Source organism: Salinispirillum marinum, assembly GCF_042650105.1.
GTDB lineage: Bacteria > Pseudomonadota > Gammaproteobacteria > Pseudomonadales > Natronospirillaceae > Salinispirillum > Salinispirillum marinum.
Genome location: NZ_JBHSAL010000001.1, coordinates 896,811 through 914,579, shown reverse-complemented (window position 1 = coordinate 914,579; position 17,769 = coordinate 896,811). Strand labels below are relative to the sequence as shown.

The following is a 17,769-nucleotide window of genomic DNA, read 5'->3' as shown; positions in this document are numbered from 1 at the left end:
GGCTGTCGGCATTGAATTGCCAATCCACCGCTACGCCGTTCAACAGTTGGCGCGTGGGCTCAAAATAATGGTTGTACTCGTAACCGAGTGCCCCCGACACCGGGCCGCTCCACGATGTGCCGGTGAGCAAGAACCCATCGTACTCATAAGCCGTTTGCAGACCACCGGGCGCTGTTAGGGTTTTGAGCTGCCCGCTGTGCACGGCATCTTGCGCGCCGTAGTAGGCGAAGTCATACCGGCCTTCGGGAATGACCAGTTCGGTCAGTTGCCCGGTGGTGGTGTTATACCCGAAGTCCACCACGGTGCCGTCGGGCCGGGTGAGGGCTTCGAGTTGTTTATCCCGGTTGTATTGATAATGCGTGGTGGGGTGCCCGTTGCCCAAAGGCGCATCCGTCTGGCTGTCGTTCGGGTTCGGCGGGCTGTAGGTTTCTTGTTGGTCTACCGGGGTGTAGGCGAAACGGTGTACGTCGCCGCTGGACAGCCGAATTTCCGTGAGGTTGCCGTTCGGGTCATAGTCGTAGTCTACCGTTGAGCCGTTCGGGAAGGTCTGCTGTTGCACGCGGCCTACGGCGTCGTTTTCATAATGCACGGTTTTGCCGAGGGCGTCGGTTAGGCTGGCAAGGTAGCCTAAGGTGTCGTAACCGAATTCAACCGCGCGTTCGTTGTTGGGGCCGCGGGCGATGTGGGTTAACCGGCCTTGGTTGTTGTACTGGTAATGCACGTTAGCAAGGCCTTCAACGCGGGCTTCCGACAGCAAGCCGAGTTCGTTCAGCCGCTGGGTGAGCGTGCGGCCTTCGGGGCTGGTGTGCGTCCAGGTTCGGGTTGCGGTGTCGTAGACGGAGGTTTGCACGCGGTCGTTTAGGGTGACCGTGGTGGTTAACGCCGTGTGGCTGAGTGCGTCGTTGGTGTTTTCGAGTTCAGCGCTGCGCTCCGTTGTTTGGTTTAACATTAGGCCGCTGGGCGTGGTAATGCTTTGGCTAGTCACCGGTGCGTGCATGCCAAAGCGAGGGTCTGGGGTTTGCGTGCTGGTTATTTGCGTACCGTTGGGCTGTACAAGGATGGTTTCGGAATCGGTATGGCGGCGTTCGGTGATGCTGCCATCGGGTGCTTCATTGGTGTAGATGCGCTGGCCTGAAACACCCTGCTCGGTAGTAAAGTGCGAGGCGCGGCCTTCACCACTGATCATGCTGGTGGTGTAGCCTTTTTCTAATTCTGTACGGAAGATCTGCCAGCCACCGCCGTTGGGGGCGATGTCTCGCACTAATCGGCCGTTCACATCGTAGTTGAACGTATTGATATGGCCGTTCGGGGTTTCAAAACGGGTGAGCAGACCTTTGCTGGTGTAGTTCATGTGCCAGCTTTCGCCATTGGGGTTACTGAGACGCACCAAATGGCCATTGGCGTTGATGGTCAATTCTGTGCGCTGGCCTTGGGGTGCAATGATGGCGGTGGCGTGGCCGAGGCCATTGCGTTCAATGCGAGTGATGTTCCCGTGTTGATCGGTTACGGTGCTTAGAAGGTTTTCGGCATCGTAGTCGAAGGTGTAGAGAACAACGCCAGTAACGGTGTCGGTGGTTTTTAAATGTTGGCCGTAACGGTCAAAATGGAAAAGTTGAGTTCCGTCGGTGGAGGCTATTTGGATTTCGCCTTCGGCGGTGGGAGTGGTTAATGTATTTAGTTTAACGCGGCGAATCCTTTTATTACCACTATCCGCAATATACAAATTGTCATTGGCATCTAACGAAATTTCAAAAAGTGAGCGAAAATGGGCTGATGTTGCTGACCCTCCATCTCCAGAGAATCCAGAGGATCCTGTGCCTGCTACAGTATTGATGATGCCATCTTGACTAACTCGGCGAATCCGGTGGTTTCCGGTATCCGCAATGTATACATTACCTGCACTGTCTACGACGATGCCTGTTGGATTTTTGAGTTCAGCTTCTGTTGCCTGGCTACTATCGCCAGAGTATCCAGCGGTACTGGTTCCTGCGATCGTGTCGATAATGCCGCTTGGACTTACCCGGCGAATCCGATGATTCCGTGAGTCCACAATGAATAGATTACCTGCATCATCAACAGTCACACCATTTGGACTATACAACCGTGCTTCAGTAGCAGGTCCGCCATCACCTGAAAAGCTACCAACCTGCCAATTTCCTCCAGGACCACTTCCTGCAACCGTTTCGATAATTCCGCTTTGATTAACTCGACGAATACGGTGGCTACCTGAATCAGCGATATAAAGATTCCCCAAGTTGTCGACTGCCACACTGGTTGGACCATGCAGATATGCTGTCACTGCTGGAATTCCGTTTCCACTAAGAATAGGGGAGAGTCCTCTGCCCGCAACGGTTTCTATGATGCCATTCGGGCTTACGCGGCGAATTCTGTGGTTGCCCGTATCTGCAATGTATATATTGCCTGCGGCGTCCACCGCTACACCATTAGGGGAACTTAGCCTAGCATTCGTGGCAAGCCCGCCATCGCCAGAGAACCTAATGATACCGGTTCCCACCAAGCCAATACTCCCATCACCAGCAACCGTTTCAATGATTCCATTAGGACTTACACGGCGTATCCGGTGGTTATTGGTATCTGCAATATAAATATTCCCCGATGCGTCAACGGCCACACCTGAAGCCCCTGCTAACCGTGCTGAAGTAGCTGGACCACCATCGCCAGCGAAGACTCCTGGCCCGCCTGTGCTTCCGCTTCCAGCAATAGTATCGATGATATGTCCCGTATTAGCCCGACGATTACCGTTGCCTAGGAGAAGCATACTATTGGTTGGATTATAGGCATGATGATTGTTCAGCGACCAATCGCCCACGCTGTTAGGGATTGATTGATGTGGCGAGGTCATTTCTACAGAAAAGCTCTGTGCTAGTACCATGGAATGACAATCTACGCGTGTACCAATAACACTGATGTTGTTCGACATTTGGGCCCATGCCCGCACAATGCTTGAGTTTGCGCCATAGTACACACAGGGATAGAGGTAGTTGATGTTGATTGTGGCTTTACGAGTGCCAAATACCTCGCGGCCATAGACATCGAATCCATCCCATTCAAAGCGGTGTTGCTGATTTGGCATTTTGCTGAAATAGCGAATAAAACGCCGTCCTGCAATATCTACAGTAAGTCGAATGCTCTTTAGGCTTGCAGGCACTGAATCACCCGTCAGGGCTATGTCGGCAATATTATTTAAATAACCCTGAGTGCGGTCACTCCGGTACGTCAGTTCAAAAGGCGTTCCGGCAATGGGCAGGCTTTCACCCAAAGTTTGGCGCTGCGGGCTGATCACGCAGCCGCCACATTCATCTTCTTCGTTTGAATTGTCCGGGTGGTTACTGTTGAGCGTTTCTGGCACAGGTACATTGGGCCGCTCGGCATCCAACGGTGGGCCATAGGGCCAGTTGCAATCCCATGGGGTGAAGTGGCTGATGGGGGTGCGCCAAAGTGTGCTGCCTGCGGTGTACAGGGTGGCGAGTGTTTGTAATTCTTCGGTGTTAATCCCCAGTTCTAGCAGTTCATCTTCCGTCGCGGATTGGCCCTGGCCGTTAATGTCCAATACCGCCAAGCCGTTTTCTATGCTCAGTATTTCAATCACGCGGCCGTTGTCGCCCGCTTTCCATACGGCATCGTCAAAGTCGTAATAGCCTGCGGGTACGATTTCGCCGGTGGGGAAGTTCAGGAAGTTATCCACATACAGGGGCACGGGCTGATTGAAGTCCACCCGGCTGGCGCCAGCGGCGATGGCTTCGTCTACGCTGAGTTCTACGGCGTAGGTGTAGGCGCTGGTGGGCGGTAAGGGGCCGGGCATGGCTTCAAAGCCGTTTTCGCCTACGGTGTATTCGGTAGCTCTTACGTTCAGTGTAGTTAAGGCTTGGGTGCTGCCGTTGGGTAAACGCATGGTCGCGGTGGTGCCTTGTGGAAACAGCACGGTGGCTTGGCGGGTGCCTTCAGCGTCGGTTTGTGGGCTCCCTTGCGCCACTTGCATGGGTGCGCCATTACCCAGTTGCACGGTCGTGACTTGGGCGTCTAGCGGAATCATCACGACGTCTTCCGCAAAGGCGAAGGCGTTCCATTGTGGGTGTACTTGGCGCTGCACGGGTAAGAAGCCGGTTTTTTCGTAGTTCACGATCAGCATGCCGCCGCCGTTGACGGCCATGTCAAACCAGCCATCTTGGCGGCTTAGGGTTTGGCCGTATTCTGTGCGGCCTTTTATGGTAATGGTCACGCCAGATAACGGGTTGTTACTGCGGTCTAATACTTGGCCACGCACGACGGCGGCGCGGCGCTCTTCAATGGTGTTGGGCGATACGCCGGTTTGTATGGGGTTGTTGCCGGTGTATAGGAAGGCTGTTTGTTCTTGCACACTGGCGGATGCGTGGATCAGTGGCGGTGCTACATCTTCCGGGTTGGGGGGCAGGGTGACGCTGTTGTCTTCTGGTTCGGTAACGGCAATGTCAAAAGACTGCCGTGCGGTATGCCCGGCGATGTCGATTACAGTTACGGTAATCGGGTGGCTACCTATTTGGTTTTGGCTGGGCAACCATTCAACGATGCCGGTTTGGGTGTCTAGGCTCATGCCAATGGGGGACTGATCTAAGCGATAGGTCAGCGGCATGTTGTTAGGGTCTGTGGCATCAATAGCGTAGGTATAGAACTGGTCAACCAAGGCGGTTTCGGGTGGTTGTGAGTTAATTACCGGCGGTAATTTGGGTGGATGCCTTGGGGTTGGGGTGGCATGCAACATCGGTGACCAACAGACTATGCTGCCCTGTTCATCCAGTGCGCCGATGCGGTATTCGTAGGTAACAAATAATTCCACGGCTTGATCAATATAGCCGCCAATTAAATGTGGGGTTGTTGCCAAAACCTCAAACGCGGAGTGGTCTATGCGGCGGCGCTCAACGCGATAGGCGGGTGCCCCGTTGTCTGGCCATATCAATAAGGCGAGATTCGACGTTACGCGGATGAAACTGTCCGCTAGGCAGGTGCCGTTTTCGGGCGGCATAGAGCTGTCGGCTTGCGCTGTGCCGAAACAGGACAGCAGAGTAATAAACAATAGGCGTACGAACGTGTTCCTTTTCATTCTTTGAGTCTCTTGTGTGCGTCCGGGCTCGACTCTATATCGCACTTCTCCGGTGGGCTGTGGGTTCTAGGAAGAATGGGCCATGCCTACGGGTAACTGGCTGCACATACATTTCCTTGTACGGGCGACACGTTAAGGGCAAAGGCGAGACAAGAGAAGCGTCAGCATTCTGTTTTGTGACGGTGTTCACTTTTTGTACATGGGCTGTAAAGTTCTTCGACACGAAAAAAGTAGACACAGCACTGCATCCAAACCTACTGCGAGTGTCGTTCTATCTGTTGTAACACCTAACTTCAAACAACAGAGGAACGCTCCATGAAGATCTTCATAAAAAGCAAAACCCTATTATTGGCCATCGCTGCCATCACGTTAGTCGCTTGTGCGTCAATGAGCAGCAGTGCACCGACGGCAACACGCAGCACCACGTTGGGTGATGTGCTGACCGACGAAGCGGGGATGACGCTGTACATTTTCACCCGCGATACGGCGGGCGTGTCCAACTGTTCAGGCGGTTGCGCGGCTAATTGGCCGCCGTTTATGGCCGCAGATGATGCCACTGCTGGTGGTAAGTTCAGTTTGGTAACGCGTGGTGATGGCGGCCAGCAATGGGCGTATGAAGGTATGCCTTTGTACTATTGGGTGGGCGACAGCAAGCCCGGTGATGTAACAGGCCAAGGCGTGAACAACGTGTGGTTTGTGGTGCCAGCGAGTGGTGCGGCGGCTTCGTCAGATAGCATGAGTTCAGGTTATTAACTGGTTGTAGTTGATGCATCGGTGTTGAGTTCACTTGTGTAGGCTCAGCACCGATGTTATTTGTAGATACTTACGGGTTTAACGAGACAACCGGCGTGGTGAAGGATTCAACCGAGCAAACAGATATCGCCGCACTGGCGTATTGGTTGCCGCGCATCGCGCTGGGTGACCAAGAGGCGTTGAAGCGGGTGTATGAACTCACCAGTGCGCGCTTGATGAGCATCGCCATGCGTATTTTGGGCGATGAAGCCGACAGTGCGGATGTATTGCAAACCCTTTATTTAAAATTATGGCAACGTGCTTTGCCTTATGTCGATACCGGCAATGCTTGGGCATGGCTGTGTGTGGTGACCCGCAACGCCGCATTGGATCAACGTAAGCACCAACTGCGCCGTCGGGAAGATATGACCGATGATATGAGCACTCTCTTGGATGCCGAAGTGGACTTGCAAGATGAGAATTTTGTACATGAAGACGCTATGCAGCGTTGCCTAGGCGCACTCAGCCAGGAACGCCGACAGGTGATAGAGTGGTCTTACCTCTATGGTTACAGCCATGGTGAACTCGCCGAACGCACGGGTAAGCCCTTGGGTACGGTTAAGGCGTGGATACGTCGCGGGCTGGGGGAGTTGAAGCTATGTCTACAGTCCTGAGATACCGTGATCCGGTGGTCTGCGAACACTTAGCCAGTCAATACGTTGCGGGTCATCTTACCCCCCGGGTGCGGCGGCGCATGGAAGCCTTGTTGATGCAACATCCACCCTTGGCAGACGCAGTGGCGTTGTGGTCACAATTATTATCTCCACTGCACGATACGCAGCCCAACATAACACCACCACGCAGTTTATGGCCACGCATTGCCGCTGCTACGCAACCTGCGGTGACGCCGCCAACACGGAATCATTGGGCAACACAGGGCTGGCGGTGGTGGTCTGTATTCAGCACATCAATCGCCGTGATATTAGGGTTTATGTTGTTTTGGCAGGAGCCTCCTGTCACCTCGGCTTGGGCGCCCAGTTATATGGCGCCGTTAAGTGCTGCCGGTGAGCAGGTTCAAGTGGTGGTTTACGGGTATTCCGGTACGGCGGATAAGGCATCGCAACTGCGGGTGCAATGGGCGGTGAATGAACAGCAGGCGCGCCCTTCCGGCCCGTTACATTTATGGGCCGAGCACCGCGACGATGGCTCGCTGGTGTATTTGGGTGAACTGGTCGCGGGCAAAATGGAGTGGGATTTATCACCTGAACGCTGGCAGGCGCTGATCAGCAGTGGCCGGTTATTGGTGGCACCGCAGGCGGATCGCTTCGAGTTGGCGAATTTAGTGATGGAAGGGCCTTGTATTCAATTAAAGCCCTATGTGAACACTTAAAAACGATTTAACGCGCTTTACGGCAGCGCAGCGGCGAAACTCACACCGATTTGCTGCGCGCTGTAGTCGCCATCGGCACTGTTGAGGGCAACGTGCCGAGCGAACAGGTCCAGCGCATATTGAGCGGTTAAGGTATAACGAATACCGCCCGATACGCTATAGGCTAGGCCCTGCGTACGGTATACCCACCAGTTGCCATCTAAGTCATCGGATAGTCCATCGTCCACTTGTTTATAGCCGTAACCGATACCGCCGGGGTTGTAGCCACGGGCACTGGCGAAGTCGCCGTTTAGCACTGTGCCGCTGAGGAACAGACTGCTAAAGGCTGGAGTACGAGGGGCGCGAAAATCATAAAAGGCAGTGCCATCAGCGCCCCAACGTTGGTGTTCAAAAATGGATGACGCAGCGACCGCTTGCTGAAAACTCAGGCCCGCCTCATAGGCAATGCGGTCGGTCAAACGTTGGTGCCGACTGGCCCGTAAAGCGGCGTCCAGTGTGTTTCGTTGGTCATTGGCGACCAGTACGGGGGTAAGCTGCACGCTGGCTTGATACCAAGGGGCGCGGTAGCCCAACGTGGGTTGCCAATGCCCGGTTATGCCGATTTCAACCGAGAGCTGGCTGAGGCTGGTGGTGTTTTGGAAACCTTGCCCTTCAACCGCCACCGCAGCAGACCAACCGGTATTGGGGGATAGGTCACGGAATAGCCCCCAATGCGCACCCACGGCCAGCATGCTAACGGGCATTTGGCTACCCGGTTTTTTGCTGAGCATGGGGTTGGTGTCTAGGCCAGCGGTGAGGTTGAGGTCTAGAGCCTGCGTTCCAGAACATAGAGCCAACGTAAATAGACCACAAGTGAGCACGCGCATGATATTGCTTCCTTGGAGCCTCAAGTTCTAGCGGCTCCTACGGTTGTGTTTTTTGTGTAGGAACTTGATGGTTAATAATTAGTCAGAACAGTATAGTGTGTTTTCCAAAGGGTACACCAGACCAAGGGAGCCAAAGATGGACAATAGACGCGAATTTCTTCACCGTGCCTTACAGTTAAGTGTGCTTTCAGCGGTGCTTTCGCCCGCGACCTTGGCGTTAGTCGGACAGCGTGCACAAGCGCAAATGTTGGGCCAAATACCGGCCAATATGCCACCGGGCCGTTCGGTCTATGAGTTACGCGGTGACGTGTTTGTCGACCAACAACGCGCCACCGACACCACGTTGATTACTGCCGACAGCCATGTGCGCACCGGCAGTAACAGCTACATCATTTTTGTGGTCGGGCGTGATGCTTACATCCTGCGCGAAAACTCTGAGCTGCAATTGCGCAGCGAAGGGGTGGTGGCTACCGGCTTGCGCTTGGTGACCGGCAAGTTGCTCAGTGTGTTTGGACAGCGCAATGATGAAGCGCTGTCGCTCAGTACGTCAACGGCTACCATTGGCATTCGGGGCACCGGTGTGTATGCGGAAAGTTATGACGACCGCAGTTATTTATGCACCTGCTACGGACGTACCCTGGTGTCGGCAAACGCCGCGCCGTCTCAGGCGGAAATGATTGAAGCTGACTATCACGACGCGCGCTATGTGCTGGCGAACCCGGAACAAGGACGGTATATCATTCCTGGGCCGTACATCAATCATACCGATGAAGAGTTGGTCTTGTTGGAGGCTTTGGTGGGGCGAGTTCCGCCGTTTAATCAGATGAGGCAAGACTATCAGGGGCCGCGGCGCCGCTACTAATGGTACCTAAAACCCTCTTTTCGCCTCCGAGGTTTTTGGCATCCGCTAGGATGGCGAAGTATTTTGGCAGTTTGCTGATCATTGGCGCCTTCCTCGCCCACACCCTAGGTGTTCTTCCTTCAGCCACCTTAGATGCCATAGAGCGATTGGCAGACGATGTTCGCCAGCGTGCCAGCCTAACCTATGACATCGACCCCCGGGTGGTAATTGTCGATATTGATGAAGCATCGCTCGCCGAATACGGACAATGGCCTTGGCCTCGCACGGTACTGGCGGAGATGGTAAATCGTCTGTTTGAGCACTATGAGATCGCCGCGCTGGGCTTCGATATGGTGTTTGCCGAGCCAGAACAGCAACAGGTACTTATGGCATTGCAGGCCCTGGCTGAGCAAGGGGAGTTACCAGCCGATTTGATCGCGAACATTGCCGCCGATTTGGACGGCGATCGGACTCTGGCACAAGCGTGGCAAGATCGTCCTGTGGTCGCCGGGTTTGTGTTCAATCAGCAAGAACCGATTATGCTTGGTGCTCCGGTAGCCCCCGCGTTGCGTTTAGAATCTGTGCCGCCGCCTCGCCTTGCCATACCCCAGCCGCCGGGCGCAACGCACAATATTCCGGCCTTAACCGCTGCCGCGACCAGCAGTGGCTTTTTCGATAATCCTTCCGTAGACCGGGACGGGATTTTCCGCCGCGCTACCCTGGTGCAGCAACAAGGTGACGGCTTGTATTTGGGCTTGTCGGTGCGCTTATTGCAACAGGCGTTGGGTGACTTGCCCATGGCAATACGCACCGCGCAACGTGGTGATGAGCTGCTACTGACCCAATTGCAACTGGGCAGTTTGCTGATTCCATTGAGTGAACAAGGCTCGGTTCGGGTGCCTTATTTGGGGCCGCAAGGGCGTTTTCCCTATGTGTCGGTGCGCGACGTTATCAACGGGCAGGTGCCACCGGACATATTGCGCGGACGCATGGTGCTGGTAGGTACCACAGCGCCGGGTTTAAAAGATATTCGCGCCACGCCGGTCGATAATTTGATGCCCGGTGTAGAGGTGCATGCCAATGTTATTGCCGGCATTCTTGACCAGCGCATTCCCGTTAAGCCGGATTGGGCGCTGGCGGTGGACGTTTTGCAGCTCGTGATTGTTGGTGTGTTGGTGATGTGGGCGCTACAGCGTTTAGAACCACTTTACAGCATCCTATTGGCGGTGATTTTGGGGGCGTTGAGCCTCGCGTCGAATGTGCTGTTATGGCAAGCGGGCTGGATTTTACCCATCACCACCACCTTGTTGTTGATTGTTGCGTTGTACAGTTTCAACACCAGTTGGAGCTTGTTGGTGGAAAACCGCTCACGCAAAAAACTCACCCGGACCTTTGGGCAATATGTGCCACCAGAATTGGTGGACGAGTTAGCCAGTCGACCGAATCTCGCCTCGACTACAGGTGAAGCACGCCATATGAGTGTGTTGTTTTCCGATGTGATTGGCTTCACCAGCATTTCTGAAACCTTGGCCCCTGAACAATTGAGCCAGTTGATGAACCGGTTGCTCACCCCCTTAACGCAAGAAATTCACCGCCATCGTGGCACCATCGACAAATACATGGGCGATGCTGTCATGGCGTTTTGGGGTGCGCCACTGCCGGAAGAGCAGCATGCCAATCAGGCCGTGGCAACGGCGTTAGCGATGTGCCAGCGGGTAGATGAACTGTCGCATGAATTGGCCGCCGAAGGTTTACCGGCGTTGCGTTTGGGTATTGGCATCAGTACCGGCAATATGGCGGTGGGTAACATGGGCTCGGCGTTTCGTATGGCCTATACCGTAATGGGCGATACGGTCAACCTCGGGGCGCGGCTGGAGGCGCTGACCCGCCGTTACGGCCTGCCCATTCTGGTCAGTGAGACCACGCAAGCCGCGGCAGATCAATTTGAATTTCAGGAAATTGATCGCACCCATGTAAAAGGCAAAACGGAGCCCGTGCGGGTGTATCGTCCGTTGGGGAAAAAAGGCGAAGTGCCGACCGAAACCTTAACGTTTGTGGCGCGCTATCACGCAGCGCTTGACGCGGGGTTCAACGGAGAGATTGAGCACGCGACCACTTTGCTTACTGGTCTTGTGGAAGAGCATCCGGCGGATAAAACTCTTTACCACGCTTTGCTGGAGCGCTTTGCGCAGCAACAGAAAAATCCGCAAGAATAAGCAAGCATTGAGCGTTGTAAGCCGTAGACTACGGCTACAAAAGCAGGAACGGCATGGCACATTGACCGCTTGGGTAATGCCTTTGTAGACTGCCTCTATCGTCTCACCTTATTTCCTATCGAGTACCGTTCATGCGTGGCTTAGTATTGGCCTTCAGTGCCTATTTCCTTTGGGGTTCATTCCCGCTCTTTTTCAGCTTGCTGTCGCATGTCTCGCCGATGGAAGTGTTGGTGCAGCGGATCATTTGGGCCTTTGTGGCGACGCTGTTGGTCATTTTAATTATGCGCCGATGGTCTTCGTATATGACCCTGTTGCATAACCGCCGAGCCATGGGGTGGCTGTTGCTGTCGGGCGTACTGATCGGGTTGAACTGGTTGGTGTTCATATGGGCGGTGAATGTAGGCCGCGTGCTGGAAAGCAGCTTAGGCTATTTTATGACGCCTCTGGTCAGCCTGTTGCTCGGGCGTGTGCTGCTGAAGGAATCCATGAACCGTTTTCAAGCCGTGGCTGGAGCTTTGGCGGCTATTGCCGTGTTGTTTGAGTTGATCGCCTTAGGTCGGTTGCCTTGGGTATCCCTAGCTTTAGCAGGCAGTTTTGGCTTTTATGGCTTGGTGCGCAAACAGCAACCGGTCGATAGTTTGCAAGGCTTGAACATAGAAGCCCTGGTGTTGTTGCCGGTAGCGCTGGTGTGGTGGTTATGGCAGGTGGACGTTGGCGGGGTCATTTCGTTTGGCGGCGACCTGCGCACCAGCTTGCTGTTGGCCGCTTCGGGCGTGGTGACGGCAGTGCCTTTACTGTTGTTTGCAGCTGCCGCGCGTCGGCTCGACCTCACGGTGGTGGGGTTTATCATGTACATCAACCCCACATTGCAGTTCCTGACGGCGGTTTTCATTCTGAATGAAGAATACCCGCCACAACGGTTGATCACTTTTGCCATTATTTGGGTGGCCATGGTGATTTTTATGCTCGGCCTGTGGCGCAGCGCCCGGCAGAAGCGACGGCTGGCGGCTCCGGCCTTGTGATCGTTTAATGTGTTGTCTGGTTCAGCCGTCTTTGCTCAATTTCAGATAGATGCCCAGGCCGATCAACAAGGCCACGGAAGCCAGTAACATCCACACGGCGTACAGCAATTGGGAGGACTCACCCAGCAGCGACTTAAACATCAGCAACAGTGATTCAATGGACACCGCAATCAAAATGGCCGACATAAAGCGCGTTATGGTGCGTCGTGTGGAGCCATGATGGTGGATGTCTTTGTGTACAAACACTTCTTCTTCAAGGATGGTTTTGCCCAAATCAAAAATCGCCAAGCCCAAGGTAATCAATACCACCACCCCGAACGACTGGGTTACCACATTGAAATCGCCGCCCATGAGCTGAACGAGTTGAATCAATGCTGAACCCAAAAGGACCACCGCAACGACTAATAATAAACCGCCGATGATGGAATACACCGCCTGAAACACGGGATGAAAGCGGTGCCGCAGGCGGTCGCCGTTCAAGTAAGCCACCATTTTTTGCAGATTGATGTTGAGCACCAAATAACCCAGCACCGAGCCATCGCTGTTCAAAAACCGATGCACCGCCGAAATGGCAGGCAACTGAGTCGCGCTGGAAAGATAAGGGTCGGTCACCGTAATGGCATCCGCAAGGTCACGAGCAGCAACAAAATAAGGTCGATGGCTGCGGTCGCTGCCTTGACCGAGCCGCCGCCGGTTCCGTTCGCTGACATTGGGGCTGTACGCCGTGTCCAGAATTTGTACGCCTTGGGCATCCAAGCTGTACATCAATTCCACAAAAGGGTAAGCCTTAGCGAGATGCGCGAGTTCATCACGCTGTGCGGAAAAGTCATCCAACAGGTTTATTGTGGCGAAACTGCTGATGATGGACCCCACGAGGCTCTGAATGGCAACGCGGTGTGTTTCATATTGGGAGAGCAAATGCAGATAATTGATGGATGACATGGTTAGGCGTTAAGCAGTTAATGAGTAAGCGCACGCTAACACCTTAAGGGCCACAATGCCTAGTGCCAAAGGTTAACTTCGTCGAAATGGACTAAAAATGGGCGAGATTGGAAAAGCCGGTTTGATCTGCATAAAAAAACGCACCCATAAGGGTGCGTAAGACCAGCTACCACTATCCAGCGATCAACGAGGTTTAACGCTTTTTTACCAACACTCTAAATCCGGTTTTCCGTTTTAATGTCAAAGAAGACGGCTTTGCCCATGTTCATTAAAAAAGTCATGGTGTCGCCCGGCGGTACAGCCTCGGTGGGGTGCACACGGCAGTTCACTTCCTGGCCGTTCATGTTCACCAGTACCAGCGTATCTGCACCGGTCGGTTCTACGACGTCGACTTTACCGTCGAATTTCACCATGTTCGGTTGGTCTTCGGCGTAGGGCACGACATGGGTGATCTGCTCTGGGCGAATACCCAGAATTACCCGCTCACCGACGCGCTGACGAATGGTTTGCTCTTGTTCTGGAATGGGCAGGTGATGCAAGGTGCCAGAGACTTCAAGCGCGACACAGGGGGTGCCTTGGTGCTCGACGACGTCCACTTCGATGAAGTTCATGGCGGGCGAGCCCATAAACCCGGCTACAAACAAATTGGCGGGGTTGTCATACACTTCTTGCGGGGTGCCAAACTGCTGTACGTGACCGTCTTTCATCACGGCGATGCGGTTCGCCAGCGTCATGGCTTCAATTTGGTCGTGCGTGACGTACACAATGGTGGTGCCCAAACGCTGGTGCAATTTTTTAATTTCGGTACGCATTTCTACGCGTAGCTTGGCGTCCAGATTCGACAAGGGTTCGTCGAATAAGTAGATCTTAGGGTGACGTGCTAAGGCCCGGCCCATGGCCACACGCTGGCGCTGACCACCGGATAATTGGCCGGGTTTGCGCTTCAACAAATGCTCGATTTGCAGCAGTTTGGCAACGCGTTGTACTTCGGCATCAATCTCGTCCTTCGGTAGCTTGCGAATTTCCAAACCGAAAGCGATGTTTTTGTACACGTTCATGTTTGGGTACAGGGCGTAAGACTGGAACACCATGGCGATGTCGCGGTCCTTCGGCATAACGTGGGTGATGTCGTGATCGTCGATGCGAATTTGCCCGCTGGTCACTTCTTCCAACCCGGCGATGCAGTTCATCAGGGTGGATTTACCGCAGCCGGACGGGCCGACGAGGATGATGAATTCACCGTCTTGAATGTCCATGCTAATGCCCTTCAGAATATCGGTGCTACCGAAGGACTTTTTAACGTTATCAATAATTAAACTAGCCATCTGTGTATCCTCTTTGCCGAGCGGCTTCACCATTCGGATAAAAATTCTTTTTTAGGAGCTTCTAAAAGCGCAGTAGGTTTTAGATGCTCCTTTCTAACCCTTGACGGAACCCGCGGTTAATCCCCGTACAAAATACTTACCAGCGATCACATAAACCGCGAGTGTGGGCAAGGCAGCGATAATGGCACCCGCCATATCCACGTTATAGCGCCGTTCGCCGGTGGAGCTGTTGACCAGATTGTTCAGACCTACCGTTACGGGTTGGGAAGACGGGTCAGAAAACGCTACGCCAAACAAGAAGTCGTTCCAAATCTGGGTAAACTGCCAAATCACGCTGACCACCAAAATCGGGGTGGATAGGGGCAGGATGATGCGCCAGAAAATGCGCCAGAACCCCGCGCCGTCGAGTTGCGCCGCTTTGATCAGTTCGCCCGGTAGGGTCACGTAATAGTTACGGAAGAACAGTGTCGTAAAGGCGACGCCGTACACCACGTGGGTGAACACCAAACCGACAATCGAACCGCTGATGCCCAGCTTGCCCAGTACCATGGCTTGGGGCAGCAAGATCGCCTGAAACGGCAAGAAGCAACCGAACAGCAGCAAGCCGAAAAACAGATTGGCGCCTTTGAATTTCCAGAAACTCAGCACATAACCGTTTAATGCGCCAAAAATGGTCGAAATGGTTACTGCGGGCACCACCATCAAAATGGAGTTGATGAAGTAAGGCTTCAGACCGCGTTCAGACCGTGCTCCAATTTGTGCCTCGTTCCACGCCAGTCGCCAGGCTTCGGCGGTCCAGGTTTCGGGCCAAGCGATCAGTTGGCTCAAGCGAATCTCATCCATCGAGCGAAAGGACGTGGTGATCATCAATGCCAAGGGAATCAGGTAATACAGTGCCATGATTAGCAGTACGGCGTATAAAATGGTTCGGCCCGTAATGTCGGCATAGCGTTTGTCGGTGAATTTTGGTGTTTTATTGGTCATCTTTTTTCACCCGCAATTCGGAATACAAGAAGGGCACAAGGATGGCCATGATGCCGAGCAACATGATCATGGCGGAGGATGCACCGACGCCCATTTGGCCGCGATTGAACGAAAACTGGAACATAAAGATGGCCGGTAAGTCGGAGCTAACGCCAGGGCCACCGCCAGTCAAGGCCAAGGCTAAGTCAAACGATTTAATCGCAATGTGCGCCAGCATAATAAAGGCGCTGAAAAATACCGGCCGTAAACTCGGAATGATGATGCGGGTATACACGGTAATACGCGATGCCCCGTCTATTTGCGCCGCTTTGATGATGCTGTCGTCTACGCCGCGCAAACCGGCAAGAAACAGGGCCATCACAAAGCCGGACGACTGCCACACCGCAGCGATAACCACGGTGTAGATGGAGAAATCGGGGTTGACGATCCAGTCGAAGCGGAAGCTTTCCCATCCGAGATCAATCATAAAGCGCTCTAACCCAACCTGTGGGTTGAGCATCCATTTCCAAATAGTACCCGTGACCACAAAAGACAGCGCCATGGGATACAGATAGATGGTGCGCAGGGCACCTTCTGCACGAATACGTTGATCCAGCAAAATAGCCATGACCAAACCCAGCACCAAACAAATGGCAATGAATAAAAAGCCGTAAATGCCGAGGTTTTTCAGCGCGACTAACCAGCGTTCATTGCCGAACAACCGCACGTAGTTGTCCCAGCCGATGAAGTCATAACGTGGCAAAATACGTGAATTGGTGAACGACAGCATCGCTGTCCACGCCACAAAGCCGTACACAAAGATCACGGTGATCACGAAGGTCGGCGAGAGGACCAGTTTGGGTATCCAACTGGCAAGTCGGTCTCCCAGACTGACGGACCGAGTGCGGCGTTCGATGCCGGTCGGTGACTTGGAAGAAAGAGATTGAGTCATGGAATTGATCCTGTCGTCTTGAATCGCTGAGAGCCTGAACATAGGGTGCCTCTGAGTAGAGGCACCCACTGATCTCGCTATCGATCAGGCTGATACAGCGCGTATTGACTTACTGAGCAGCACGTACGGCAGAAGCCAACTGACGTGCACCGTCTTGCGCGCTCTGGTTGCTGTTGAAGAACGTGGTGACCACGTCAAAGATCGCACCGCTGACCGCAGAGGTGGTAGACATCCCGTGTGCCATAGAAGGCACCAAGCCAGAACCAGACTGCGAAGTCTCTTGGAAAGTGTTCATGGCGTTCACCGCACACTCGTCAAAAGGCGACATATCTTGGTCCAAACGTACAGGAATGGAGCCTTTGTTCAGGTTGAAGGTCTCTTGGAATTCAGGAGACAGTACCAAACGGGCCATAGTTTGTTGCGCTTCTACATTGGCGGCGTTGCGTTGTGAGAACATCGCTAATGAGTCGATGTTGAACGTGAACGCATCGGCCGTACCAGGGAAAGGCAGGCACAGATAGTCAGAACCGGGGGTCATGTTGGCGGCGGTGAATTCACCTTTCGCCCAGTCGCCCATGAATTGAATAGCGGCTTCACCACGAATAACCATGGCGGTCGCGTTGTTCCAGTCACGGCCTGGTGAACCTGCATCAATGTAGTTACCGACTTTACGGAATTCTTCAAACACACGCACCATCGTTGGGCTGTTCAAGGCGCTCTGGTCATGTTGAACGAACGCACGCTCGAAGAACTCAGGACCACCCACGCTCAAGGCAATGGATTCAAAGGTAGTGGCGTCTTGCCATGCCTGACCACCGTGGGCAATCGGGATAATGCCAGCGGCTTTCAGTTTGTCGGCCGTCTCCCACAACTCAGCCATGGTGGTCGGTACAGCCGCACCTGCACGCTCTAAGGCTTCGGGGTTCACCCACATCCAGTTAACGCGGTGTACGTTTACCGGTACGGCTACATAAGAACCTTCGTGCTTCATGACATCAGAAACAACAGGCGGCAACGCGGCATCCCAACCTTCTGCACCGGCAACAGAATCCAGAGAAGCGAGGAAACCTAAGTCACCCCATTCTTGAATTTCCAGACCTTTGATCTGGGCTGACGCTGGCGGGTTGCCAGATACGGCACGGGCACGCAATACCGTCATGGCGTTTTCACCGCCGCCACCGGCGACCGCGAAGTCTTTCCACGAATGGCCTTCACTTTCGACCATCTGCTTCAATACGCTGATGGCTGCGGCTTCACCGCCCGATGTCCACCAGTGCAGTACTTCAACTTCCCCAGCAACGGCGGTCGTGGTCATAGAGGCTGCCAATGCAGCACCTAATAAAGATTTTTTGAAATTCATCAGAGTCTTTCCTCTTCATTTTTGTTGTTATCACAAGGCACGCATGGATACGTGACGAGCAA

General features: G+C 53.8%; 13 protein-coding genes. 6 read left to right on the top strand and 7 right to left on the bottom strand.

Annotated features, from left to right (window positions below; translation table 11 throughout):
* Window positions 1-5,098, bottom strand: a 5,098-nt coding sequence (locus ACFOSD_RS04280; protein WP_380709131.1) for an NHL domain-containing protein, incomplete at its 3' end; no start/stop codon positions are given.
* Window positions 5,099-5,413: 315 nt separating this feature from the next.
* Between ACFOSD_RS04280 and ACFOSD_RS04275 the strand changes: the two genes are divergently transcribed.
* The 3 genes from ACFOSD_RS04275 to ACFOSD_RS04265 are packed head-to-tail and all read left to right on the top strand — an operon-like array spanning window position 5,414 to window position 7,220.
* The gene (locus tag ACFOSD_RS04275) at window positions 5,414-5,851 is read left to right on the top strand and encodes a COG4315 family predicted lipoprotein (RefSeq protein WP_380693178.1); all 438 of its coding nucleotides are present in this window, start codon (window positions 5,414-5,416) and stop codon (window positions 5,849-5,851) included.
* Window positions 5,852-5,904: 53 nt separating this feature from the next.
* Complete coding sequence (locus ACFOSD_RS04270) at window positions 5,905-6,504, top strand: RNA polymerase sigma factor (protein WP_380693181.1); 600 nt, start codon at window positions 5,905-5,907, stop codon at window positions 6,502-6,504.
* Entirely contained in the window at window positions 6,489-7,220 is a 732-nt protein-coding gene (locus ACFOSD_RS04265) for a hypothetical protein (RefSeq protein ID WP_380693183.1), read from the top strand. Before ACFOSD_RS04270 ends, ACFOSD_RS04265 begins: the two co-directional genes overlap by 16 nt.
* 17 nt (window positions 7,221-7,237) lie before the next feature.
* Here the strand turns inward: ACFOSD_RS04265 and ACFOSD_RS04260 are convergent, their stop codons facing one another.
* Window positions 7,238-8,086 carry a hypothetical protein gene (locus ACFOSD_RS04260; RefSeq protein ID WP_380693185.1) on the bottom strand — a complete coding sequence of 283 codons (849 nt, stop codon included), beginning with the start codon at window positions 8,084-8,086 and terminating at the stop codon, window positions 7,238-7,240.
* 136 nt (window positions 8,087-8,222) lie between these two features.
* On the opposite strand from ACFOSD_RS04260, the gene ACFOSD_RS04255 reads away from it, so the two are divergent.
* From ACFOSD_RS04255 to rarD, 3 genes are all read left to right on the top strand, one after another.
* On the top strand, window positions 8,223-8,948 hold the full coding sequence (locus tag ACFOSD_RS04255) for a hypothetical protein (RefSeq protein WP_380693187.1): 726 nt from the start codon (window positions 8,223-8,225) through the stop codon (window positions 8,946-8,948).
* Window positions 8,949-8,998: 50 nt separating this feature from the next.
* A complete protein-coding gene (locus ACFOSD_RS04250) occupies window positions 8,999-11,143 on the top strand; it encodes a CHASE2 domain-containing protein (RefSeq protein ID WP_380693189.1) in 2,145 nt (714 codons plus the stop codon).
* A 131-nt stretch (window positions 11,144-11,274) separates the two neighbouring features.
* Window positions 11,275-12,165 carry an EamA family transporter RarD gene (gene rarD, locus ACFOSD_RS04245; protein ID WP_380693191.1) on the top strand — a complete coding sequence of 297 codons (891 nt, stop codon included), beginning with the start codon at window positions 11,275-11,277 and terminating at the stop codon, window positions 12,163-12,165.
* 21 nt (window positions 12,166-12,186) lie between these two features.
* Here rarD and ACFOSD_RS04240 read toward each other — a convergent pair whose 3' ends face one another.
* From ACFOSD_RS04240 to ACFOSD_RS04220, 5 genes are all read right to left on the bottom strand, one after another.
* The gene (locus ACFOSD_RS04240) at window positions 12,187-13,107 is read right to left on the bottom strand and encodes a PDC sensor domain-containing protein (protein ID WP_380693193.1); all 921 of its coding nucleotides are present in this window, start codon (window positions 13,105-13,107) and stop codon (window positions 12,187-12,189) included.
* Window positions 13,108-13,322: 215 nt separating this feature from the next.
* Window positions 13,323-14,432 carry an ABC transporter ATP-binding protein gene (locus ACFOSD_RS04235; protein WP_380693195.1) on the bottom strand — a complete coding sequence of 370 codons (1,110 nt, stop codon included), beginning with the start codon at window positions 14,430-14,432 and terminating at the stop codon, window positions 13,323-13,325.
* 93 nt (window positions 14,433-14,525) lie between these two features.
* Window positions 14,526-15,416, bottom strand: a complete 891-nt coding sequence (locus ACFOSD_RS04230) for a carbohydrate ABC transporter permease (RefSeq protein ID WP_380693197.1) — start codon at window positions 15,414-15,416, stop codon at window positions 14,526-14,528.
* Complete coding sequence (locus ACFOSD_RS04225) at window positions 15,406-16,347, bottom strand: carbohydrate ABC transporter permease (RefSeq protein ID WP_380693199.1); 942 nt, start codon at window positions 16,345-16,347, stop codon at window positions 15,406-15,408. Before ACFOSD_RS04225 ends, ACFOSD_RS04230 begins: the two co-directional genes overlap by 11 nt.
* Window positions 16,348-16,456: 109 nt before the next feature.
* Window positions 16,457-17,710 (bottom strand): ABC transporter substrate-binding protein, encoded by a 1,254-nt coding sequence (locus ACFOSD_RS04220; protein ID WP_380694954.1) that lies wholly within the window; start codon window positions 17,708-17,710, stop codon window positions 16,457-16,459.
* Window positions 17,711-17,769: the final 59 nt, after the last annotated feature.

What these genes read in the sequence shown, in the direction of transcription:
- ACFOSD_RS04250 (WP_380693189.1), top strand. Translation starts at nt 8,999, where the DNA reads ATGGCGAAGTATTTTGGCAGTTTGCTGATCATTGGCGCCTTCCTCGCC.
- ACFOSD_RS04265 (WP_380693183.1), top strand. Translation starts at nt 6,489, where the DNA reads ATGTCTACAGTCCTGAGATACCGTGATCCGGTGGTCTGCGAACACTTA.
- ACFOSD_RS04275 (WP_380693178.1), top strand. Translation starts at nt 5,414, where the DNA reads ATGAAGATCTTCATAAAAAGCAAAACCCTATTATTGGCCATCGCTGCC.
- ACFOSD_RS04240 (WP_380693193.1), bottom strand. Translation starts at nt 13,107, where the DNA reads ATGTCATCCATCAATTATCTGCATTTGCTCTCCCAATATGAAACACAC.
- ACFOSD_RS04230 (WP_380693197.1), bottom strand. Translation starts at nt 15,416, where the DNA reads ATGACCAATAAAACACCAAAATTCACCGACAAACGCTATGCCGACATT.
- rarD (WP_380693191.1), top strand. Translation starts at nt 11,275, where the DNA reads ATGCGTGGCTTAGTATTGGCCTTCAGTGCCTATTTCCTTTGGGGTTCA.
- ACFOSD_RS04225 (WP_380693199.1), bottom strand. Translation starts at nt 16,347, where the DNA reads ATGACTCAATCTCTTTCTTCCAAGTCACCGACCGGCATCGAACGCCGC.
- ACFOSD_RS04260 (WP_380693185.1), bottom strand. Translation starts at nt 8,086, where the DNA reads ATGCGCGTGCTCACTTGTGGTCTATTTACGTTGGCTCTATGTTCTGGA.
- ACFOSD_RS04235 (WP_380693195.1), bottom strand. Translation starts at nt 14,432, where the DNA reads ATGGCTAGTTTAATTATTGATAACGTTAAAAAGTCCTTCGGTAGCACC.
- ACFOSD_RS04255 (WP_380693187.1), top strand. Translation starts at nt 8,223, where the DNA reads ATGGACAATAGACGCGAATTTCTTCACCGTGCCTTACAGTTAAGTGTG.
- ACFOSD_RS04270 (WP_380693181.1), top strand. Translation starts at nt 5,905, where the DNA reads ATGTTATTTGTAGATACTTACGGGTTTAACGAGACAACCGGCGTGGTG.